This is a genomic window from Pedobacter miscanthi, assembly GCF_032678605.1.
GTDB lineage: Bacteria > Bacteroidota > Bacteroidia > Sphingobacteriales > Sphingobacteriaceae > Pedobacter > Pedobacter miscanthi_A.
This window is the reverse complement of record NZ_JAVTSU010000009.1, coordinates 159,037-181,933: the sequence shown is the minus strand read 5'-3', so window position 1 is coordinate 181,933 and position 22,897 is coordinate 159,037. Positions and strand designations below refer to the sequence as shown.

The following is a 22,897-nucleotide window of genomic DNA, read 5'->3' as shown; positions in this document are numbered from 1 at the left end:
GGTTAAAGTAATGTTCGTCATTGCGAGGAGGAACAACGAAGCAATGACGAACTTTTGCTATTTAAATTTCATTAAAAAAGGGCAGGTTAACCCCTGCCCTTCGTAAAATAAATGTTGTTTTAAAAAGCCCAGCGTGGATCGCCTATTGCGGTTCCGGTGGTGCTCGAAGTTCTTAATGTTGAACCTGCCGGTAATGTAAAATCGGTGGTTATTGCTGTCCAACCTAAGTTTTGCTGCTGTGTAACACTTAAGGTTGCCGTACCAAATGTTAAGGCGGTGCCAGCGGTTAATGCGCTGTTCAGGTTAAAATAATTGGTATTCGAAATGGTGAGGGAACTTCCCGCGCCTGTACCCCTTATGGCGGCTGCATTAACCGTTCCGGCTTTTGGTGTATTGGCCAAAATACTGTTCTGGATGCTGAAATTGATTGGATTGGTATTGGCATCCAGCAGGGCATATTTAGCGCTTCCGCCAAATGCATTGATGGTAGAATAACTGATCAGAACGGTTGGGGTTTGATCGCCCACGAAAGCAGTTGACGTAAGCACCAAACCCGGACCACAATTATAAAAAGTAGATTTCGATACCGTAAGCGTATTAAACTGCAATTTAGTAATGTTGAAGGTATAATAGGTTGAAGTTCCGTTGGCACCCATATCGTAAACAATAGAGTTATTAACCGTAATGCCAGTAATTTTAAAATCTTTCGCCGCAGTACCACGGTCTCCACGTAAAAACGCAGTGGTAGAGCCATGTGCAATACAGTTATCAACCACAAGGTTGGTAAAGGTTGCTGCTGATGCATTATTGGCCTGCGAGCCGATCAGGTTGATAAAATAAGGCGAAGCACCGATTGTTCCATCAAGTTCTAACCCTGATAAGGTTAAACCAGCTCCTGTACCTTCCAGATCAAATTCTTTATAGTTGATTTTTGTATCTGTGGCATTGCCTGAAGTCGATTTTAGGGTGATGGTTTTCTGCGTAATAAATGTTGTTGCGGCAGTTAAATTATAGGTGCCCGGATTTAAACCGATCACGGCACCATTGGCTGCTGCTGCAATGGTTGCGGCCAGATCGTCGGTAGCTGAAATTACAATAGTATAGCTGGTAGGTGTTTGGGTAGTAAAAGTGGTAATCCCTTTGCTTTTTGTACCTGCAAACAATTCTGCACTGTATTTAATGCCCGCAGTTAAGCCGGTAATGGTTTTTAATCCGGCAGCCGCATCGCCAGTACTTAAAGTAGCGGTGATTGCATTTCCTGCTGTTGGCGTTAATACGATCGAAGTAAGACCAACGGTTGGGGTATAGCGCAGTGTAATGCCGGTTTCCTTAATCTCCGAATCCCGGATGGGTAAAAACAACTGGATCCCCGTTAACTGGAACGATGAACTTACCAGGTATTTAGATTCCGGCTGTGTTTCAGTTGCGTTTGCTTTTACCCTTGCATAATATTTTGTCCGGACAGCTAAATTTTCTTCTGTTACCGAAACACCGGAGGTGTCGGATGTAGTTGAATATTTTACACTCGAAAAGAGCGAATCTGTAGAAAAATCGATGCTGTATTTTAGTGCTTTCCCGGTCGACATTAAAGGTGCCGTCCAGGTTAATTTTGCCGAAGTTGCCGATGCGCTAACTTTAACATCACTAGGTTTAAAAGAACGGGCAGCTTCTGTTGGCTGATCAACATCTTTTTTGCAGGCTGAAATAGAAATGATTATCCCTAAAAGGAAAGTCATTTTATAGCCCAGTTGGTTAATATATTTTTTCATGATTAATACCTAAAAAGCGGTTAATAACTAGAATTTTGTTTGATTTTTGGGTTCTGGATAATGGCTGTTGCCGGAAATGGGAACAGCGATTTTGCCGGAACATAACCTGGTGCCACACCTTTGGCGGCACTGGTAATTACATCTTCGGTAATATTGGTAGACCATGCCAATGAGGTATAACCTGTAGGCGTAGAAGTTGCTGTTGTAGGCTGGAACAATGCGGTATTTGCATTGCCACCATAAAAATTGATCGTGGCTACCTCTGTAACACTTGGTGATAAATTATAAGCAGAAGCAATATAATATACCGTTTTCGGTACGCTGGCGAAGGCTCCTGTATTGGTCATAAACAATCTCAATTTAGTCCGGGTTTCCTCAAGTTTTGTCTGTAATAAGTTCCACCTGATCAAATCGAACTTGCGGATGCCTTCACCACCAAATTCTAATAAACGTTCTTTAACAATCGCATTAAAAAAGCCATCCTTATCGGTCGCTACCGCCGGAATCTGTGTTTCGAAACCTAAATAGGCACGTTTCTGAACTTCTTGCAAAGCCGATATGGCAGCAGTAGACGGTGCGCCATTGATCTCATTATCTGCTTCTGCATACATTAAAAGCACGTCTGCAAAACGGAGGATTGGCCAGTTGATCGAGAAATTCTGTGATGTACTTGCATTGTTAAATGCCGTCCACGATTTGCGGAATTTAGAATTGGTCTGCGAGGTAGGCAATACCGGTATTTTTAACGTTGAGGCATTGATCTGGTAGGTACCAATAGTTACGTCCCTGCGGCAATCTTTGGTTTGATCGAACTCGTAAAAATAGGTTGGAATGGCATTTACACCACCGCCAGCCTGTTGCGAAGCGTAAGATGATCCAGCGGCAAAAACAAGGCCGTCGTAATAACCGATTTTACTATCGGTAGAGGCATTGGTACCAAAAGCACCAACTTCCAACATCAGTTCGTGTGCATCATCATAACGGGTGGTGGTATGTAGTGTTTTAAAAACATTTTCGAAAACCGGATTTAAACTATGATCACCCCTGTGGTTCATAATGTCCAAACACTCCTCTTTGGCTATTTTGTAAAAATCCAGATAATCGGCCCTGCGCACCATGGCATTTTCGGTAGTACGGAAAGCATAACCTCCTCTTGCCAGGGCAATCCTTGCCCTTAAACCTTTAACGGCACCTTTGGTAAAACGGAAATCGCCGTAACTCGGCAGTTCGCTTCTCCATGGCACCAAATCCTCGGCTATTTTTAAATCAGCAATAATGCGGTTATAGGTTTCGTCGCGGTTAACATTGGGAATATATGCATCCTCCACATCGGTAGGTGCATCAAAATATGCAGGCACATCGCCCCAGTTGCGCAATAATTCGGCATAAAACTGTGCCCTAAGCGCCAAAGCCTCGCCATAATAACGTTTCATTTCTGTTTTCTCGGCATCCGATCCATTGGTATACAGTTGCGATAACGGAATGTATTTGATGGCATAATTGGCCCTCGAAATGCCGCTGTATAACTGCAGCCATGGATTGTATAGATCTGAATTATCGGGCGTTGCAGCATACATGCTGATCCCCCTACGGTCTGATCCGTTGGTAAAATTTCCGGATGTTCTGAAATCGTCGGCCATTTGTGGGAAAAGTGCCGATAAACGGTTTCCATAGCCATTATCGCCACATAGTTTATTGTATACGCCAATTAATACGGCGTTGGTATTTGATGTACTTCCAAAAGCCGATTCGGGCGAAGTGGTTGATGGGGAAGTTACATCGAGGTATTTTTTGCAGGAGGTAAATGCCATTACACCCAACATCACCACCAATAATTTATATTTCAAATATGCTTTGTTCATGATCAGTTCAAATTAAAATGTAACATTTAAGCCAGCCAAAATGTAACGGCTACGGGGATAGGCCGCATAATCTACACCCGGTGTTAAAGGGTTGCTTCTGCGTGTACTCGCTTCAGGATCGTAACCGGTGTAGCCGGTAATGGTGTAAAGGTTATTTACTGAAGCGTAAAAGCGGACTTTGTTAATTACTTTGGTTCTTGCCAATAGTTTTTGAGGTAACGAATAACCCAGGGTAACATTGCTGATCCTTAAATAAGAGGCATCTTCGATACTGTAAGAAGTTAAGAAATAGTTGTTGGTAACCGGTGTCCAGATTTTTGTGTCGGCATTGGCAGCAGCAAGCTGATCCCAATTGGTGATCAAAGCACCGTTGGCATTGTACCATTTCCACCTGTCGTTCATCGTTGATAAGAGGTTATTATCTTTTACATTGTACTGAGAGGTAAACTCAACTTTATTGGCGTTATATTCCTTTCCACCAACCGAGAAGTTAACGAAGATGCTCATATCAAAACCTTTGTAAGCAAATTGCTGGTTTAAACCACCGGTAAATTTCGGTTGTGCATTACCTAAAACCGTCCTGTCATCAACGGTAATTACATTACTGGCCGAATTGGTCGTTTTTAATAATTTCATATCGCCCGGAGCTACGGTTGCTTTACCGATAATGGCCGCATTATCCGTTACACCTGGTTTTAAAACCCATCTGTTGGTCGATTCATAAGTGGCACGGTCGAAATCATCAAGGCTATAAAAACCGTTTGAAACATAGCCATAAAACTGACCTACCGGTTTGCCCACCTCAACATAGAAATCATCAAGGCTATTTACCCAGCCCGAAGCTGCTTTAACTGCGGTAACGCCTGATGCAAGACCCAAAACTTTATTTCTGTTGAAGGCGATGTTAAAGCTACTGTTGTAGGTAAAATCTTTGGTTTTCGCAATTAAACCGGTTAACTGGAATTCAAGCCCCCTGTTCTGTGTAGAACCAACGTTCTGAAGCTGGAAAGCATTTCCTAAAATAGACGGGATATCGGCGTTCAGGATCAGGTTTTTCACATGGTTCTGATACACGTCAATTGATCCTGATAAACGGTTTTTGAATAAACTGAAATCGACACCAAAGTTTAACGAGATGGTGGTTTCCCATTTTAACAGGGGATTGGCTAAAGCTGTTGTGGCAAGTCCCGGGGTAATAGAGGCATCACTCGCTGCGTAACCAGCACTTACCGAATTGGTGTAAAATAATGTTTTATAAAGGTCTGGATCGATCCTGTTGTTCCCTGCCGAACCGTAACTGGCCCTGAGTTTTAAATTATCCAGCCAGTTTAACTGTGCATTTTTGATAAAACCCTCTTCTGATGCTCTCCATGCAAATTGTGCTGATGGGAAAGTTCCCCAACGGTTGTTTGCAGCAAATAGCGAAGAACCATCACGTCTCACCAAAGCCGTTAAAATATATTTGTTGTCGAAGGTGTAGGTTGCCCTGGCGAAATAAGAGAATAACCTGAAACCGCTTACACCTGTTGTTGGCGCATCCTGTACTTGACCTGTTCCCGGACTTGCTTTCTGGATGTTTCCAAAAGCTTCTTCGGCAGTAATGTTAACCGGAAAATATTTAACGGTGGTGCTGTTCTGATTGTTATCAGATTGGTTAAGCTCCTGACCGATCAAAAGGTCAAGTTCGTTCTTTCCACCCAAATTAGGCCTGTAATTAAGCGTATTCGAATTCGTTAGCGTTGTGGTGCTCGAATTGGCCAGAACTACAACCGGTAAACCTGCCGCGTTACGGGCCACACCGCTTAAAGGACCATTAAAAGTATTCGTTTTACGATCGGTAAAGTTTAAACCAAGCGTACTTTTAAAGCTCAGGTTTTTTAAGATCTGATAACTTATATAGGCACTGCTGATAAAATCGTTACGGTAATCATATTTCAACTCTTGATTAGCCAATGTTATCGGGTTGGTTAATAAAGTTGCACCATAATCGGCATCAAACTGATCGCCTGAATCGCCAGCGCCATTGTAAGGCTGGTAACGCACCGAATTACGCAAACGGTTGGTGCCCTGCGAACCCGTACTCGAAGTACCCACACCATCTATACGCTGACGGCTGTAACGTAGGTTGATCCCTGTACGGAACTTATCCGAAATTTTATGATCGAAACGGAGCGAAGCAAAAGTACGGCGATAACCCGAATTTAGCATAATTCCGTCTTCCTGAGTATTATTTGCCGTAAAATTGAAAGTGGTGGTTTTGGTTCCGCCTGCTAAGTTTACAACCTGCGTATTCGAAAACGCCTGACGACCGAACACTTTGTCCTGCCAATCGATATTTTGAATGTTTTTGTAAATATCAAGATCTTCAAAAGTGCCATAACGTTTGGTAAATGCGTCTTTCACATCCTGCGAAGTATTGTAGTTATACAGCTGGTACTGGTATGAAACATAATCATAGGGATTCATTACCGACAGTTCGTTCACAATCTGCCTTGCACCTGCATAAGCATCAAAAGAAACCGAAGTTTTCATTTCCTTGCCACCTTTTGTAGTAATAATAACCACTCCATTGGCCGCACGGGCACCATAAATGGCTGTAGATGCAATATCTTTCAACACGTCGATCGATTGGATCTCGTTTGGAGATAATAACGATAATGCATTATCCAGCTGAACCCCATCAACAATATAAAGCGGGGCATTACTTTGTGTTAATGAACCTCCGCCCCTTACTTTAACTTCTATTTCTGCACCCGGAGAACCTTCGGTTGTGGTTACCGATACCCCTGCCAGTTTACCGGCCAATGCCTGCGCTACTGTACTCACCGGGAAATCGGCCAGATCTTTGGCTGTTACACTCGATACTGCTGAAGAAAGTTTATCCCTCGAAACCGTTCCATAACCCACATTTACAGTAACCTCCTGAAGATTGTTGGCATCTTCTTCCAGGCTAACATTGACCTTGGTTTGGTTGGTTACCGTTACATTTTTGGTTTTGTAACCCACATAAGTGAAAGTTATGGTTGCCCCACTGGCCGGAATATTGATTTTATAGCTTCCGTTTGCATCGGTACTGGCTGCAATTTTGGAGTCTTTAACGTTTACACTTACCCCAACCAGCGGCTGCCCGTCGGTTTTATCTTTTACCGTTCCGGTAACTTGCCTGGTTTGCGCCTGCGCTACAGCTAATCCAAAAAAAGAGAAAAATGCTAAAAAGAGTAGAACTCTGCTCATAAATTATTTATTTGAAGTGATTTGGTTATTTTAAGATACTGCAATCGCTTGCATGTAGAATTAAATTCTATTTCGGGATGTTATTGTTTCTTTATATTTGGTTACGTTGATGTAACAATTTTACAAACTAAAAACCGTTTGAAACCAATTTTAACTAAAAAAGTGTGCAAACGTTCCCAAAAACGTTGTTGTGACGTTTATTAATCTTGCTGATCCAATCCCCTTAAAGAGATATTTTTTGTAACTTGTACGCAATACGAAAATGAGATTTGAAACATCTACCATAAAAGATATTGCTAAAGCATTAGGACTGTCAACTTCAACGGTTTCGAGGGCTTTAAGAGACCGTTACGAAATTAGCGAAGAGACAAAAAAACTGGTTTTGGCTTATGCCGAAAAAGTTAATTATCGAGCCAATCCTATTGCCCGGAGTTTGAAAGAACGCCGCAGTTATTCTATCGGTATTATTGTGAGCGAAATTGCCAATAACTTTTTTTCTCAGGTGATTAATGGCATTGAATCAATCGCTTATGATAGAGATTATCATGTAATTATTTCTCAAAGCCACGAGTCGTACAAACAGGAAAAACTAAACGTTGAGCATCTTGCCTCTCGTTCTATTGATGGTTTGTTAATTGCGCTTTCATCAGAAACACAGGATATTGATTACCTAAGGAGCTTATATGCCAAAGGTTTGCCCATAGTTTTTTTCGACCGAGTGCCGAAAGATTTTGAAACCCATAAAGTAATCGCGAATAATTTTAAAGGCTCTTTTGATGCCACCGAACACCTGATTTTATCAGGAAAACGCATCATTGCACACCTAACCAATTCTGAAAACCTTTCAATAACGAAAGAAAGATTAGAAGGCTATAAGGCGGCCCTGGCCAAATATCATATCGAATTTAAACCCGAACTGGTTAAATATTGCCAGCATGGTGGTATGCACAGTGCAGAACTGGAACAGGCCGTTAAAGAACTTTTGCCCCTAAATCCCGATGGAATTTTCATCTCGAGTGATCGCTTAACCACCGGCTGCATTATGGCGCTGAAAAAAACCAATCCCGAGGTGGCGCATAAAATCGCAATTGCAGGTTTTACAAACTCCAACCTCGTCGAATTATTTAATCCATCCTTAACTTCAGTTAAACAACCTGCGTTCGAAATGGGACAGGTTGCTACAGAATTGTTAATTTCAATGATTGAAGCCAAAAGACCTATCACCGAATTCGAAACAAAGGTTTTAGATACAGAGCTAGTGAAAATGCAGAAGCGCTAAGCGTATGCCGGTTGGCGCTTAGCCTAACTCCCAACTTATCTTCCAGCGCGGGGTATTCTAGTGTTAGTGGTATGGGCAGATGAACGATACTCCAAACTCCAAACCCCCAACTCCAAACTAATTATTACCTTTGCACCATGGTAGAAATCATTTTAAAAAAGGGCAAAGAAAAAGCGGCATTACAAAGGCATCCATGGGTATTTTCTGGCGCATTAGAAAAAGTTAAAGGAAAACCTGAAGATGGCGATGTAGTAAAAGTTTTTGCTTTCGACAATGAATTTCTAGCCTATGGGTATTTTAACAGTAATTCTCGCGTTGCCGTTCGTTTGTTAGAATGGGATGAAACACAAACCATCGATAACAACTGGTACCAAAACCGCTTAAAGCAAGCCATTGATTCACGTCAGTTTATTTTAAGCGAACAAACCAATACTTGCCGTTTGGTTTTTAGCGAGGCCGATTTTCTACCAGGCTTAATTGTTGACCAATATGCGGATTTCCTTTCCTTGCAGATTTTAAGTTCGGGTATTGAAAAAGTGAAAACAGAAATTGTCGAAATTTTAAAAACGGAATTAAAACCAAAAGGAATTTTTGATAAAAGTGATGCCACTGCCCGTACACACGAAGGTTTACCTATCGAAAATGGTTTGCTTTGGGGCGAAAATCCACCAGAATTTTTAGAGGTAAAAGAAAACGGGATTATTTACCACATCAATATAGCCGAAGGACAAAAATCTGGTTTTTACTGCGATCAGCGTGATAATAGGCATATTTTAGCCAGTTATACAAAAGATAAGAAGGTTTTAGACTGCTTTAGTTATAGCGGTGGTTTCAGCTTAAACAGTTTAGCCCATGAAGCTGCGAGTGTAACCAGCGTTGATAGTTCGGGCCTGGCCATTGAAACGCTAAAACAAAACGTAGCTTTAAATAAATTCGACACAGAAAAAGTAACAACCATTCAATCGGATGTGAACAAACAATTACGTGCTTTTAAAGAATCGGGGGAGCTATTTGATGTAATTGTACTCGATCCCCCAAAATATGCCCCATCACGTTCCGCTTTAGATCGCGCAGCCAGAGCCTACAAAGATTTAAATCGTTTAGGCATGTTATTGCTCGAAAAAGGTGGTTTATTGGCTACCTTCTCCTGCTCCGGAGCCGTTGATCTCGAAACTTTTAAACAGATTATTGCCTGGGCAGCGCTTGATGCGGGTAAAGAAGTGCAGATTATTAAACAGTTCTGTCAGCCTGAAGATCATCCGGTTAGGATTTCTTTCCCAGAGGGAGAATATTTGAAAGGATTACTGTTACGGGTTTTATAGTCAGAGATGGTTCATTAGTTCATTTGTCATTCGTTCATGGTTAGCATGTTTTAGAAACTTAATACTGCCTCATTTGTCATTCGTTCATGGTTAGCATGTTTTAGAAACTTAATACTGCCAACTGAAGACTTCTTTGTGTCTTCGTGCCTTTGTGGTGAAAAAGTGCTTCATTTGTCATTCGTTCATTGGTTAGCATGTTTTAGAAACTTAATACTGCCAACTGAAGACTTCTTTGTGTCTTCGTGCCTTTGTGGTGAAAAAGTGCTTCATTCGTTCATTTGTCATTCGTTAGCATGTTTTAGAACTTAATACTGCCAACTTAAAATTACTAACTGAAAACTTCTTTGTGTCTTCGTGCCTTTGTGGTGAAAAAGCAGTTCATTCGTTAGCGTGTTTTAGAAACTTACTGCCAACTGAAAACTTCTTGGTTAAAAAACCGAAGTTACAATTCCTCCGAACTTTCCGGCAAACGCTCATATTCTCCTTTCCAGGCATAAAAGCCGAAAATCATCAGTCCTAAGCTAATCGGCAGAAAAATAAACAGGATAATTCCCCATTGCAAAATGGTATTGGTGCGTTCGATATCAGTGTGCGTTAAACCCACTTTATCAATCGCCTGTAAAAACAGGAAAGTCATGGTTAATGGACCTAAAACCATCCAAACCAGGCCTAAAAATTTCTTTAACGTATTCATCTTTTTCGTATTAATCGTTAATGCTTTCGTCTCGTTTATTCGATAAATAAATTGTTCCGATAACTAGGCTCAATGCTGCAATTCCTATTGGATACCACAGTCCTGATAAGGGTGTAGAACCCGAAAAACTGGCAATCAGTGTAGCAATAAATGGTACTAGGCCTCCAAAAACACCGTTTCCGATGTGGTAAGGTAATGACATCGACGTGTACCTTATTTTTGTTGGGAATAACTCAACAAGGAAAGCCGCAATCGGACCGTAAACCATCGTTACCAGCAAAATCTGAAAGAAAATTAAACCCACAAATTTCCAAAAGATAGGTGTGGCCAAAACTTTATCTTTAATTATTTCTTTGCCTGCAAGGATACCTTTTGTAGCTGATACCGTATCGATCTGAACTTTATTAAAAGAGGCTCCATTTTTCAATATTACTTTAAGCGATGTTGTTCTTAAACTATCTGGTGAATTGGCAATGAGAACTGAAGTTACCGGAGCCGGTATCGACGATAAAACAGCTGTCTGTTCAATTTTTGTATAATCCGTATCATCTAAAAATACCTGGTAAATCGGGCGGTAAAAAAGGATTCCGAGCAACATTCCGCTCAGCATAATCCACTTTCTGCCTACTTTATCACTCCATGCGCCAAAAATTACAAAAAATGGTGTGGCAAAGGCAATTCCCCAGAGTAAAATGTACCTCGAATCGTTGAAATCCAGTTTACAGGTATTCTCTAAAAACGATTGCGCATAAAACTGACCTGTGTACCAGATTACGCCTTGCCCCATGGTAGCCCCAAAAAGCGCCAGAAGCACCATTTTAAAATTCGCCTTATTGTTAAAACTTTCTTTTAAAGGGTTTTTCGATACATTTCCTTCCGCTTTCAGTTTCGAAAACATGGGCGATTCGTGCATTTTCATCCGGATATAAATCGAAACCACAACCAGTACAATGGATAAAAGAAAGGGGATCCGCCAGCCCCAATCGCCAAAAGTTTCGGCACCTAAAATATTCTTGGTAATCACGATAATGCCCAACGATAGGAACAACCCCAATGTTGCTGTGGTCTGGATCCAGCTGGTGAAAAAACCGCGCTTATTTTTGGGTGCATGTTCGGCCACATAAGTTGCCGCACCGCCATATTCGCCACCCAAAGCCAAACCCTGGATCAGTCTTAATATCAAAACCAGAATCGGTGCAGCATAACCAATGCTTTTGTAAGAGGGAATTAAACCGATAAAAAATGTAGAGCCACCCATTAATACCAAAGTGAGCAAAAAAGTGTATTTCCGGCCAATTAAATCGCCTAGCCTGCCAAAAACCAATGCACCAAAAGGCCGGACAATAAAACCTGCAGCAAAAATGGCCAGGGTATTGATTAAAGCCGAAGCACCTGCATCTTCAGGAAAAAGCTGATGACCAATAATAACGGCGAGACTGCCAAAAATGTAAAAATCGTACCACTCAATCAATGTGCCCAGTGATGAAGCACCAATTACTTTAAAAATGTTGTTCTTGGGTAACGTTTCGCTCATAAGAAAAAGAATATTTGGTTCTCCAAGATAAACATTTGAACAAGAACTGGCAACCTGTACTGTCTGTCAATTAATTTGTTACATTATCAAACATTTTGGCTTTAGTTTTGTATTTTCATTTTCCAATCAAAATATATGCTTTTAATACAAAATATCAGGTTAAGTAGAATTTTAAGAAATACATGGCAGGTTGACCTGATTATGATCGCCTCCTGCACAGCAGCTTACTTTGTTAGGGAGTATTTAATTGCCCATCATTTCTCCATTCCATCCATTATTCCTACCGTTTTAGGTACAGCCATTGCCTTTTTTATCGGTTTTAACAATAACCAGGCTTACGATAGGTGGTGGGAAGCCCGAAAAATATGGGGTGCACTGGTAAATGATTCGCGTTCTTTTGCGAGGGCATTGATTAATTATGTGGATGAAGATGAGGTAAGTGTAAAACGTATGGTTTACAGGCATATTGCTTTTTTATACGCACTGAAGGCGAATCTTAGAAACACGGTAGATGAGATTTACACCAAATACTTGTCCGAAGCCGATTTACAGGAGCTTAAAAAGCATAACAATATACACAATGCATTGCTTAACATCCAGTCGAGGGATTTACAAAAATTGTCAAAAGCAAACGGCATTGATGGCTTCCGTTTTATTGAAATTAATGAAATGCTCACCCGTTTTTCGGATTCGATGGGAATGAGCGAACGCATTAAAAATACCATATTTCCAACCACATACACTTATTTAACGAAGGTATTTATCTGGTTATTTGTGGTAACCTTTACCCTTGTAATCAGTCAGGATGCCGGACCGGCAGCTATATTTTTGGGCTGGTTAATTGGCTTTGTATTTGTATCTACGCAGATTAACGGGATGAGCCTGGTTAATCCTTTCGAAAACAATTCGGCAGGCGTACCCCTTAATCAGATTACCAGAACCATAGAAATTAATCTTTTACAGATGCTCGAAGAAGATGAGATTCCGGAGCCGATTAAACCGATTAATGACGAATATATTCTTTAGGCTTTAGTTGTCTTCCTCCCGATAAAAATAAAAAAGAGGGATAATAACCAAAAAATAAAGATGATGATTGCTGCATTCAGTATGGCTGTAGGGTAACCCAATTGTACCACATCGATAAATGGATAGGGATAACGGTTAATAAAATAACCCCTTATTACCGTAAAAATTACATAAATTAAGGGATAAATTAACCATTTAAGGGCGCTTTTATACCTAAGGTGGCTTTTATCGACATAGAATATCCAAAAGATCAAAAATATGATCGGGCTTACCACATGTAAAAGTTCGTCGGCGACTCTCGGCCACCCATTAAGTAGCATTAATCCGCGTAACATGGTGTTGTAGATTAAACCCACCACCACAATATAAACTGTTATTGCGGTTAAGGTACCAGATTTTGTGAAAAAACTTCCATTATCACTCTTTTTAGCAAAAGATAAAGCAGTGAAACAAATGGCAACAATAATGTTGGTGCTTACAGTAAAGTAAGAAAGGAAAACTTTAAGGGTTTCTGGATAATTATAATCAGTTAGTTTTAGGCTGATTGTAAATTGGAGACCGATAGAGAACCAGATAACCAGCGCAGCAATAGCCACATAAAATTTCGCATTAGCTGAAGACTTCATCGTGTAGGGATATAAAAAATGCTTATCTCAAAAACTAAGATAAGCATTTCAAAAATATTTCACTAGAAAAGTCGTCATTATAAGGTGCGAAGCAATCTTAAAACGATCGCTACTAACATGCGCTTTAATATTGCTTCATCGAAAGAAAAATTGGCTTCGCAATGACGGCTCCTATAGCTCATCATTTTCCAAAAACAAATGTTATTTCATTTAATTTGGCTTAGCGAGGCGCTATGACCAGTAATAGAAGATCGTCCTCTCGACTATCAGTAACAAATGAGCTTCTTATTTCTTTGGTGAATTTTTCAGTTCAACTGGTTTTTTACTGTTCTTTTTCATTTTAAGGTTCAGCATTTCGACAAGAACCGAAAAAGCCATGGCGAAATAAACATAACCTTTAGGGATGTGCTGATCTAAACCTTCTGCCAAAAGCGAAACACCAATTAACAATAAAAATGATAATGCAAGCATTTTAACCGTTGGGTGTTTATTTACAAAACTACTGATCGAACCTGCAGAAATCATCATGATAATTACCGCAATTACTACAGCCGCAATCATAATTTCGATATGATCTGCCATGCCTACGGCAGTAATAACCGAATCGAGTGAAAATACGATGTCCAGAATCAATATCTGTACAATAGTGGCCCAAAATGAATGTACTTTTGCTTTTCCTTCTTCATCTTCTTCTCCCTCTAATTTATTGTGGATTTCGTGTGTGCTTTTATAAATCAAGAACAAGCCCCCGATAATCAAAATTAGGTCGCGACCAGAGATAGCCAGCTTTTCGAACCATGCTCCGTCTGTTATGCCAACCCAGCCACCTATATTAAATATTGGCGACGTTAAGGTCATAATCCAGCTTAGCGATAGCAATAGTAAAACCCGGGTAATCATGGCCAGCCCTAAGCCTAACTGATGGGCTTTTTTCTGCTGATTTTCCGGCAATTTCCCTGAAAGGATCGAAATGAACACAATGTTGTCGATACCCAGCACAATTTCGAGCACAGTAAGTGTCAACAGTGAGATCCAGGCTTCTGGCGTACTTAAGAAATCCATACTAATTATTATCTGATAAAGCCAAGATATACAAAACTATCCCGACTTATGGAACAGTTGTGAGGAGATTAAGTTTTGATTAACGTTCACTTCGAGCGAAGTGAAGTATGGTCGAGAACCCCAAGGTTCAGCGAAGCTAAATCTTTCGGAGTAGATCTCTCCATTCCACTGCGGATTTTGTCAATCCTGAGGAACGAGGATTTTTTACCAATGAGTTAAGGCCCTAAAAATATCTTGTCAACAAAAATGAATTATTTGGATTCTTTACTGCGATCAGAATGATATGGCGGTTTTTAACTTCTCTTCAAAAAGAATCGATTTTGCTTTAAATAAAGAATCTGAAAACGAAATATTAGCGGTGGCATAAATAATTTTCCCATCCTTACCTACCAGGATATTCGATGGAAAACCATGGTTGATGTTTAACTTGCGAATCTCATCCTTGCTTAACGATACAATTTCATATTTATAACCGTTCCGTTTTTGAAAACGTTTGGCACTGGCTGGCGTATCATGTGTAATACCAATAAACCTTACACCTTTTGTGCCATATTTGGCTACCAATTGGTTTAATTCAGGCATCTCGGCAATGCATGGAGGGCATTTTTCGAACCAGAAATTAATTACCGTTACCTGGTTTTTCAAACCGGCATAACTGAATGTTTTTTTGTTAACCGTTAACCCTGTAAAGGCAGGCAGTTCTTTTCCTGCTAAATCTTCAAAAAAAGTTTCTTGCGTAGCCCATTTAACCGGAGTTTCTTGTGCCAGGAGGGGTAAATAAAAAATAGAAAAAAGGATTGTCAGGTAAATTTTCATCGGCCATAAATATAAAAAAAGTCCTACCAATGTGGCAGGACTTAATAGTTTGGTTGATTTGAAAATTTTTATTTAAAAGTAACGGAGCCATACTCGGTTTTAACCGATACGTTCGAAGTGCCACCGCCCCCTATTTTACCCGAATATTTTTTAGTTTCATCATCTTTACTTATCATGCTCGAGGTTACGTTTGAGCCATATTTAAAGCCTGCATAAGAGGTAGAAACATTAAATGTACCATTATAACGGTCAGCAAAACCCAGACTTACACTTACATATTCGCCCCCAAAGGTAAAGTTTCTGCAGGCTGGCGTAATTTCGTTTACGCTTAAGCGATTGTAATCCATATTAATGTTGGCATCACCGTTTAACGTGCCCAAAGTAACGTTTGAGTATTCTGCATTTACAGCAATTTTACCTGCCGATGCAATATTAAAATCACCATAAGCCTGTTTGGCAACTGTATTACCTTTAACCGTATTGATGTTTACTTTGGCATATTCGGCATTTAAGAGCAGGTTGCCGCCAATGGTACCAACAGTTAAACCCTTGCCATACTGTATTTTAATATCAGCAGATTTTCTGATGGTATTGATGTTTACTGCAACATATTCAGCATCAAGCTCCAAAGTACCCACCGAGCCAATCGTTACCGGGCCATTGTATTCATGTTTCACCACGGCTGCATTCAGGTCCTGAATATCGCATTTACCATACTGCACATTGATATAATTGTTAACATTGCTTAAATTGCCTGCAACCAGGTTGCCGTACTCTACTTTTAAAGAAGTAGGGCCAGAAAAATTTCCCATTTCTACATTTCCGTACTGTTGCGAAACCGTTAAAGGGTTTGCAGCAGGCATATACACGGTATAAATTACCTTAATTTCCCTTCTCCAGGTGGTTACCCCATTTTTAACCCCACGGCCATAACGTCCGTTCCTATCGCCCATATTTGTTCTGATAGAAACCACATCACCGTTTTTGCCTGCATCAATATTAACGCCGTCGATCAGCTTTTGCGCATCATTATCCGAATTGCTGTACGCTTTAATATCTACGTCAACACGCACTTCCTTTTTATCCCAGGTTTTTATCGTAATCGATCCATATTGGTTATTTAGGTTAACCTTATCGTTATTATCCACACTAAAACTTTTGCTAAAAGATTTTGAACGTTCGGCATCACCTCCTGTTTGTGTCGATTTTGAGTAGCTAACCATGGCCAGCGAAGAAGATTTATCCGAAGCTTCTGCGATTGCTTTTTCGGCTGGACTGTTTGCCGCAATTTCTTGTGCATGTGTTTTTACGGCGATTAAAGCCATAAAGGCCAAAAATATTTTTATTGTTTTCATGTTGTTAATTGTTAAACATCTAATGGCTTAAAGCCTGCCGGCTGGTTTTAAGCAACATAAATGTGGTGAGCGTTCTCTCCTAAGTATCAAGTAACCTGAATCAGTGGTCAAAACTGATCGAGCTATTGTCTACTTTCGCTGTTTTCAGCTTAAATCTGGTTAACCCTTTTATAATCGTCAACCTGGTTAATAATTAATAATTGTTGTTTTAATAACTGTAACTGTATTTCGCGGTTTTTAACCATTGCCTTTACCACAAATGTTTGGTTAGGCGAGGTTGGCAATTCTGCTTTTAACCTTTCATAATCTTCATCAAGTTTTCTCAGGTCGGCAGTAAATTTTTTATATAATTCAGGGTTTGCCGAGGCAAAAATGGCCAAACTATCTCTTTTTTCGGTAATTAAGCCTGCAAAATGGACTTCTTTTTTGGCATAAGAAGCGCTAACGTCGGCTATTTCTAAATCTTTGTTTTGTAACCTTCCTGCGTAAAGCCAAACTAAACCGAAAACCACTACAATAGCTGCTGCAGCACTCATCCATAAATACAGCTTTACCGGTTTTTTTTTCTTTTTAGCGTCTAAACCTAGTTCAATCTTTGCCCAAAGCCCTTCCGATGGCTCCATAATATCAAAAGCCTTACGGTTGTCCTTTACAAAGGTTTCTAATCTATTATTCATCTCTCATCCCTTTCTGTTCTAAAATGCTTTTTAACTTCTTTTTTGCCCTCATGTACTGTGTACGGCTGGTGTTTTCACTAATTTTTAAAATATGTGCAATCTCTTCATGGTCGTAACCCTCTAACAGGTATAAACTCAATACTACCCGGTAACCATCTGGCAATTGGGTAATGGCCTCTCTAATTTCATCGGCCTGCAATTGCATTTCGCTATCATCAAAACTATCTTCATCCGGCACTTCCGATATTTCGTCGGTACTTACAAATTCCATCTTACGTTTACGCAGGTAATTGATGGATTTGTTAATCACGATCTGCTTTAGCCAAAGCCCGAAGGTGGTTTCCTGCCTAAAATCGACAATCCTGGTAAAAGCATCCAAAAATGCTTCCTGTAAAACATCTTCTGCCTCTTCTTCATAATTTAAAATGCGCAGCGCAACATTATACATGGCCTTTGCATACAGTTTGTACAATTCAAACTGCGCTGCGCGGCTGCCCTGCATGCATTTTTTTACTAGTTCTAGGTTTTTATCGATGTATACGGCTTCCAAAATTTCGAATATTCTGATTATAAGACATAAGGGATTTTAAAACGTTGCATCAAGGTATAAAAAAAGTTTAAAATATGTTAATACAGTTTTAAGATTAAAAGAATGCTTTTTCTCAAAAGATGAATTTGTTCCCGTATGATTAAAAACGCTGTCATGCTGAGGCACATAGCATCTGCCAGCTATGAAACGCATCCTTCGTGCCTCAGCACGATAGAAATGCAAAAGATTAAAGCGTGTGGTGAGGCTACAGCAACTATGAAATGCTGCACTTTCGTTTCCTGAAAAAAACATTTTATGATTAATTGGAAACGGAGGGTGCTGTTCTTTTGGCATTTTCAATCCCGCTTTTTGGTACGAGTTCCGATGAAGGATCGGAAGCTCTTCCCTGCAATCGGGTTTGTTTGACCTGGGCTGGTGCAGGAAATTCAAACCCTTCATCCATTTAAAGGCAAAAAGCAGGGCGATTTAGAACGACACTTTGTTAACTAAGCCCGATAGGAGCTGGTGACACTCCTTTCCTAAACCCAAAAAATAATTTATAATTAATGAAAAGGGCAGGACTATGTTTTTCGCATTTGTGGAAAATCAGCCACCAGATCATCATAAATTTGAAAACCCTGATACAAACCATTAACTTCATGCCATGGAAACTGATTTAATCCTTTCAGCAATAAACGAGCTACACCAGAAAGCAAACCAGGCTTTAGAAAATAAAGATGTAATCGCCTACACAACCATGTTTGACGATGCTTTGAGTTTTACACCCTTTGAAAAATCTAGCGTAAACAAAGGCGATTTTACCATTGATTTAAAAAGGTATTTCAGCGGAACCAGGGAAATTAATACCAGTTATTATAGAATAAAATCGTCCATTGAAGATGATCTTTTTATCGAAAAAATTGCCCGTAAATCGGTTCTGGTAAAACCCAAATTGTTCTTTTTTTCCAAAAAACAGACGATCCAGACAGAAGAAATTTACCATTGGAAAAATATTAATGGAGAGTGGAAAGTGATCGCTATTGAAATCGTGCTGGAAGAGAAATATTAACTTCCTCTCCTTTTTTGACCTACATCAAAGGTTAAGCTTTTTAATACCTGCATTTTTGCGGTATTAGAAAGAAATAAAATGAAAAAAGAATACTTTAGATACATCAATACCTTGTTTGTGGTAATCCCTATGACTTTGATTATGGCCTTTGTGGGTTTAATGCGTAATTACGGTTTTGGTGAAGATTGGATCATTAAATTTTTAAAAGCATGGAGTGTAATGCTGCCTGTAGCGTATTTTGCTGCATTCGTTATTATTCCGAATGCCCGTAAGCTTGCTGAAAAAATTACGGGTAAATCCTGACTTTGTGTAATTTTAAAATATGTACAAACTGCTTCCGGCTTATATCAGAGAAAAAATCACGATCAGCGATCCGGATCTGGAACCGTATTGTCGTATTTTAAAACTTTAAAAGTTAAGAAAAATGGAATTCTGGTCAGCCCTGGCGAAAAACCTCAAAGAATTTATTTTGTTGTAAAAGGCTGTCTGCGGATTTTTTTCTTAACCGAAGGTGGTAGCGAAGCGACAAGGCATTTTGCTTTCGAAAATCAATTTGCTACAGCTTTAGTCAGTTTTATTACGGGCGAAATTTCAAAAGAATTTGTGCAGGCGGTAGAAGATACTGAGCTTTATTATATATGGCAGAGCGATTTTTATGAATTGCTGAAAATTGTTCCACAATGGGAGAAACTGTACCGTCATTACCTGGAGTATGCTTATGTAACCAATACCAATCGTTTAATGTCGTTTATTACCCTTGATGCCACCGAGCGTTACCGCTAGTTGCTGGTTCAAAACCCAAGGGTGGTAGCACATTTGCCAAATAAAATGGTGGCCTCTTATTTAAATATTTCGCAGGAAACGCTGAGCAGGTTGAAATCAAAGGCATAGCTTTAGGGTGTAATTTTAAGTATGCTAAGTTATTTTTCTCTAAAAAGCATTTTAAATTCACATTTATAAATAGTTACTTACATTAAGTTGAATTTATTAAGAGTTGAATAATAATGTTTTTTGGTTTGCTATGCAATGCGATCGTCATGCTGAATTTATTTCAGCATCTTTCCTGCAATAAAGACCCTGATGCCGAGCATTCAGGACAGGACGACAACATTTAAGGATCTCTCTCTTTTATTAAACTTATATAAAAAGGTTTCAAAATGCAAACTTTTTGTGCGCTAAAAATCCCATCTCAAAAACCTTCGGCTATAGCACCAACTTTAAAACAAAATCGGTATTTTTGCCGCTCAATTTAGATTATATATATGTTAAGAACAGTAACTTGTGGAGCATTAAACCTGAACAACTTAGGCGAAAGTGTTACGTTATGTGGTTGGGTACAAAAATCAAGAGATTTGGGCGGTATGACTTTTATCGATATCCGCGATCGTTATGGTATTACCCAGTTGGTTTTTAACATGGACGATAATAAAGCGCTTTGCGAAACGGCACGTTCATTAGGTCGCGAGTTTGTGATTAAAACCGTTGGTACCGTTGTAGAAAGAAGCAACAAAAACCCAAAAATGTTAACCGGTGATGTAGAAATTAAAGTCTCTGCTTTAGAAATTTTAAACGCTGCAAAATTACCTCCTTTCATGATTGATGATGAAACTGATGGTGGTGATGAGTTGCGTATGAAATACCGTTACCTGGATTTACGCCGTAACCCGGTTCGTAATAACCTGGTTTTACGTCATAAAATGGCACAATCGGTTCGCCGTTATTTAGATGCTTTGGATTTTATCGAGGTAGAAACACCTGTTTTAATTAAATCTACACCAGAAGGTGCAAGAGATTTCGTGGTGCCTAGCCGCATGAACGAGGGTGAGTTTTATGCTTTGCCTCAATCGCCGCAAACCTTTAAACAATTGTTAATGGTTTCGGGTTTCGATCGTTATTTCCAGATTGTAAAATGTTTCAGGGATGAAGATTTAAGGGCCGACCGTCAGCCGGAGTTTACCCAAATCGACTGTGAAATGTCGTTTATTGAACAGGAAGATATATTAAATACTTTCGAAGGTTTAATCCGTACTTTATTTAAAGAAGTGCGTAATTACGATCTGCCGGAAGTGCCACGCATGCAATATGCTGATGCGATGCGTTTATATGGTTCTGATAAGCCTGATACCCGTTTTGATATGCAGTTTGTAGAGCTTAACGATTTGGTAAAAGGAAAAGGTTTTCCTGTATTTGATAATGCTGAACTGGTAGTGGGTATCAACGCAAAAGGCGCTGCAAGCTACACACGCAAGCAATTGGATGAGCTGACAGATTTTATCAAACGTCCGCAAATTGGTGCCACAGGTTTAATTTATGCCCGCCATAATGATGATGGAACGATTAAATCATCAGTAGATAAATTCTTTAACGAAGAAGACCTTAAACAATGGAGCGAAGCTTTCTCAACAGAAAAAGGCGATTTATTGTTGATTTTAGCCGGCTCTACCGATAAAGTACGTAAACAGTTAAATGAACTTCGTTTAGAAATGGGTAACCGTTTGGGTTTACGCGATAAAAATACTTTCTCAGCCCTTTGGGTATTGGATTTTCCACTTTTAGAATGGGATGAAGAAACTGAACGTTATCATGCGATGCACCATCCGTTTACTTCGCCAAAACCAGAAGATATTGCTTTATTGGATACCGATCCAAAAAATGTACGGGCCAATGCTTACGATATGGTGATCAACGGAACAGAAGTTGGGGGCGGATCTATCCGTATCCACGACCGTACATTGCAGGCCTTAATGTTTAAACATTTAGGTTTCAGTGCAGAAGAAGCACAAAAACAATTCGGTTTCTTAATGGATGCTTTCGAATTTGGTGCACCTCCGCACGGTGGTATTGCATTCGGTTTCGATCGTTTAACTTCAATTTTCGCAGGTTTAGATTCCATCCGTGATGTAATTGCTTTCCCTAAAAATAACTCGGGCAGAGATGTTATGATTGATAGTCCAAGTACCATTGATGAGAAACAACTGAAAGAATTGAAGATTAAGACCGATTTGTAGGTTCATTAGTTCACTGGCCACTGGTTCATTAGTCATTGGTTCAGTGGGGTTAGGAGTATACTAGATAACACGGCCCATTAGGTGGGTTGTAAGTGCCAAAATAGCTTTAAGTAAAGAAAGCCTCAGAATTTAAAATTCTGAGGCTTTCTTGATTTTGGATCATTTTTGCATCTTGCTTACTAATAAACAAATGACTAATGAAACATTGAACTAATACGTTTCGCTATCTGGCGGGATGCCGTAATCGACAAACTTTTTATCTTTTTTTTCTTGCTTTTTGCCAAACCAGCTTTTAACAGAGTTGAAAATTGCTGACAAATGTTCCGCATCAAGCGATTTGCCTACTTTACCAGAAATTAATCCTACTGCTGCTTTAGTTAAAAAGCCTGCACCTCTGAATATGGTTTTATTCATAAACATTGGCAAAAGTAATGACATTGCTGTTCCGCTTATATTTAACTTTTCATCGGCCTTAAATAAATTGTTGGGCGTGGCATATCTCTTAATCAATGCGCCAAGTGTAAATTGCTTGAAAAAAGTTTTGGTGTCTGTTTTAAGCATGTTCTGCTTCAACGTATATTCAACCTTAAGCTCTAATTTTCTAGCCTGCAGGTCGTTCAGGTTGCGGATGTCTTTATAGCTTCTCATCTTCCTCCTTATCTGCAAGTTTATCAAAGTATTTCCTGATGGCTACATTAATAATTGCTTTTTCAATGTATTTATCCTTGGTTAGATATACAATTATGGCCAGTAAAATATAGAACAAGGAAACACAACCAAAGCCCCCTGCATAACTGCCCAGCACACTCGAAAGATAGAGCGCCAATGTTACCGAGCCAAATAAAAAAGCCAGTATAAAACAAACAATAACAGCAGTACTGGTTACCAGATCGGCAAAAACCTTTGATACTTTTTCAACTAGATAAAGTCTGGTATATTCTACCCTGGCCTCTAAAAAGCCTTTGGCATCATCTACAAGATCTTCAATACTTTTATCCTTATTTTCCTGCATAATTCAGATGAGATTTAACCGGG

21 protein-coding genes are annotated in these 22,897 nt (G+C 39.6%); 7 read left to right on the top strand and 14 right to left on the bottom strand.

Going from position 1 to position 22,897, the window contains the following annotated elements:
- Positions 1-119: 119 nt before the first annotated feature.
- Genes R2R28_RS15065 through R2R28_RS15055 form a run of 3 tightly spaced genes read right to left on the bottom strand, consistent with a single transcriptional unit; the run spans position 120 to position 6,865 of the window.
- Positions 120-1,769 carry a fibronectin type III domain-containing protein gene (locus tag R2R28_RS15065; RefSeq protein ID WP_316826511.1) on the bottom strand — a complete coding sequence of 550 codons (1,650 nt, stop codon included), beginning with the start codon at positions 1,767-1,769 and terminating at the stop codon, positions 120-122.
- Positions 1,770-1,789: 20 nt separating this feature from the next.
- Entirely contained in the window at positions 1,790-3,631 is a 1,842-nt protein-coding gene (locus R2R28_RS15060) for a RagB/SusD family nutrient uptake outer membrane protein (RefSeq protein ID WP_316826510.1), read from the bottom strand.
- 12 nt (positions 3,632-3,643) lie between these two features.
- On the bottom strand, positions 3,644-6,865 hold the full coding sequence (locus tag R2R28_RS15055; protein WP_316826509.1) for a TonB-dependent receptor: 3,222 nt from the start codon (positions 6,863-6,865) through the stop codon (positions 3,644-3,646).
- Positions 6,866-7,127: 262 nt separating this feature from the next.
- Here R2R28_RS15055 and R2R28_RS15050 point away from each other — a divergent pair, with 262 nt between their 5' ends.
- On the top strand, positions 7,128-8,144 hold the full coding sequence (locus R2R28_RS15050; protein ID WP_316826508.1) for a LacI family DNA-binding transcriptional regulator: 1,017 nt from the start codon (positions 7,128-7,130) through the stop codon (positions 8,142-8,144).
- Between the two features lie 137 nt (positions 8,145-8,281).
- Positions 8,282-9,466, top strand: a complete 1,185-nt coding sequence (locus R2R28_RS15045) for a class I SAM-dependent rRNA methyltransferase (RefSeq protein ID WP_316826507.1) — start codon at positions 8,282-8,284, stop codon at positions 9,464-9,466.
- Positions 9,467-9,908: 442 nt separating this feature from the next.
- Here the strand turns inward: R2R28_RS15045 and R2R28_RS15040 are convergent, their stop codons facing one another.
- Together R2R28_RS15040 and R2R28_RS15035 are read right to left on the bottom strand one after the other, a co-directional pair.
- Positions 9,909-10,160: a DUF6814 family protein gene (locus tag R2R28_RS15040; protein WP_316826506.1), complete on the bottom strand. Its 252-nt coding sequence runs from the start codon at positions 10,158-10,160 to the stop codon at positions 9,909-9,911.
- A gap of 10 nt (positions 10,161-10,170) precedes the next feature.
- Positions 10,171-11,694: an MFS transporter gene (locus R2R28_RS15035; protein ID WP_316826505.1), complete on the bottom strand. Its 1,524-nt coding sequence runs from the start codon at positions 11,692-11,694 to the stop codon at positions 10,171-10,173.
- 135 nt (positions 11,695-11,829) lie between these two features.
- Between R2R28_RS15035 and R2R28_RS15030 the strand changes: the two genes are divergently transcribed.
- Complete coding sequence (locus R2R28_RS15030) at positions 11,830-12,720, top strand: bestrophin family protein (RefSeq protein ID WP_316826504.1); 891 nt, start codon at positions 11,830-11,832, stop codon at positions 12,718-12,720.
- Here the strand turns inward: R2R28_RS15030 and R2R28_RS15025 are convergent.
- The 7 genes from R2R28_RS15025 to R2R28_RS14995 all read right to left on the bottom strand — a co-directional run bounded on the left by R2R28_RS15025 (position 12,717) and on the right by R2R28_RS14995 (position 18,139).
- Complete coding sequence (locus tag R2R28_RS15025) at positions 12,717-13,346, bottom strand: Pr6Pr family membrane protein (RefSeq protein ID WP_316826503.1); 630 nt, start codon at positions 13,344-13,346, stop codon at positions 12,717-12,719. The genes R2R28_RS15030 and R2R28_RS15025 overlap by 4 nt on opposite strands.
- A gap of 285 nt (positions 13,347-13,631) precedes the next feature.
- Positions 13,632-14,408 (bottom strand): TerC family protein, encoded by a 777-nt coding sequence (locus R2R28_RS15020; protein ID WP_316826502.1) that lies wholly within the window; start codon positions 14,406-14,408, stop codon positions 13,632-13,634.
- Between the two features lie 273 nt (positions 14,409-14,681).
- A complete protein-coding gene (locus tag R2R28_RS15015) occupies positions 14,682-15,224 on the bottom strand; it encodes a TlpA disulfide reductase family protein (RefSeq protein ID WP_316826501.1) in 543 nt (180 codons plus the stop codon).
- A 68-nt stretch (positions 15,225-15,292) separates the two neighbouring features.
- On the bottom strand, positions 15,293-16,579 hold the full coding sequence (locus tag R2R28_RS15010) for a hypothetical protein (RefSeq protein WP_316826500.1): 1,287 nt from the start codon (positions 16,577-16,579) through the stop codon (positions 15,293-15,295).
- A gap of 149 nt (positions 16,580-16,728) precedes the next feature.
- The gene (locus R2R28_RS15005) at positions 16,729-17,256 is read right to left on the bottom strand and encodes a hypothetical protein (RefSeq protein WP_316826499.1); all 528 of its coding nucleotides are present in this window, start codon (positions 17,254-17,256) and stop codon (positions 16,729-16,731) included.
- Positions 17,249-17,758 (bottom strand): RNA polymerase sigma factor, encoded by a 510-nt coding sequence (locus R2R28_RS15000; protein WP_410479181.1) that lies wholly within the window; start codon positions 17,756-17,758, stop codon positions 17,249-17,251. The genes R2R28_RS15005 and R2R28_RS15000 overlap by 8 nt, the downstream gene beginning before the upstream one ends.
- An 84-nt stretch (positions 17,759-17,842) precedes the next feature.
- On the bottom strand, positions 17,843-18,139 hold the full coding sequence (locus tag R2R28_RS14995; RefSeq protein ID WP_316826497.1) for a hypothetical protein: 297 nt from the start codon (positions 18,137-18,139) through the stop codon (positions 17,843-17,845).
- A 310-nt stretch (positions 18,140-18,449) separates the two neighbouring features.
- Here R2R28_RS14995 and R2R28_RS14990 point away from each other — a divergent pair, with 310 nt between their 5' ends.
- From R2R28_RS14990 to aspS, 4 genes are all read left to right on the top strand, one after another.
- A complete protein-coding gene (locus tag R2R28_RS14990; RefSeq protein WP_316826496.1) occupies positions 18,450-18,854 on the top strand; it encodes a hypothetical protein in 405 nt (134 codons plus the stop codon).
- 78 nt (positions 18,855-18,932) lie between these two features.
- A complete protein-coding gene (locus R2R28_RS14985) occupies positions 18,933-19,157 on the top strand; it encodes a DUF2798 domain-containing protein (protein WP_316826495.1) in 225 nt (74 codons plus the stop codon).
- 87 nt (positions 19,158-19,244) lie between these two features.
- Positions 19,245-19,637, top strand: coding sequence for a Crp/Fnr family transcriptional regulator (locus R2R28_RS14980; RefSeq protein WP_316826494.1), 393 nt, complete (start codon positions 19,245-19,247; stop codon positions 19,635-19,637).
- A 479-nt stretch (positions 19,638-20,116) separates the two neighbouring features.
- On the top strand, positions 20,117-21,862 hold the full coding sequence (gene aspS / locus R2R28_RS14975; protein ID WP_316826493.1) for an aspartate--tRNA ligase: 1,746 nt from the start codon (positions 20,117-20,119) through the stop codon (positions 21,860-21,862).
- Between the two features lie 210 nt (positions 21,863-22,072).
- Here aspS and R2R28_RS14970 read toward each other — a convergent pair whose 3' ends face one another.
- Positions 22,073-22,510, bottom strand: coding sequence for a hypothetical protein (locus R2R28_RS14970; protein ID WP_316826492.1), 438 nt, complete (start codon positions 22,508-22,510; stop codon positions 22,073-22,075).
- Positions 22,497-22,874: a phage holin family protein gene (locus R2R28_RS14965; RefSeq protein WP_316826491.1), complete on the bottom strand. Its 378-nt coding sequence runs from the start codon at positions 22,872-22,874 to the stop codon at positions 22,497-22,499. Before R2R28_RS14965 ends, R2R28_RS14970 begins: the two co-directional genes overlap by 14 nt.
- Positions 22,875-22,897 lie beyond the last annotated feature (23 nt).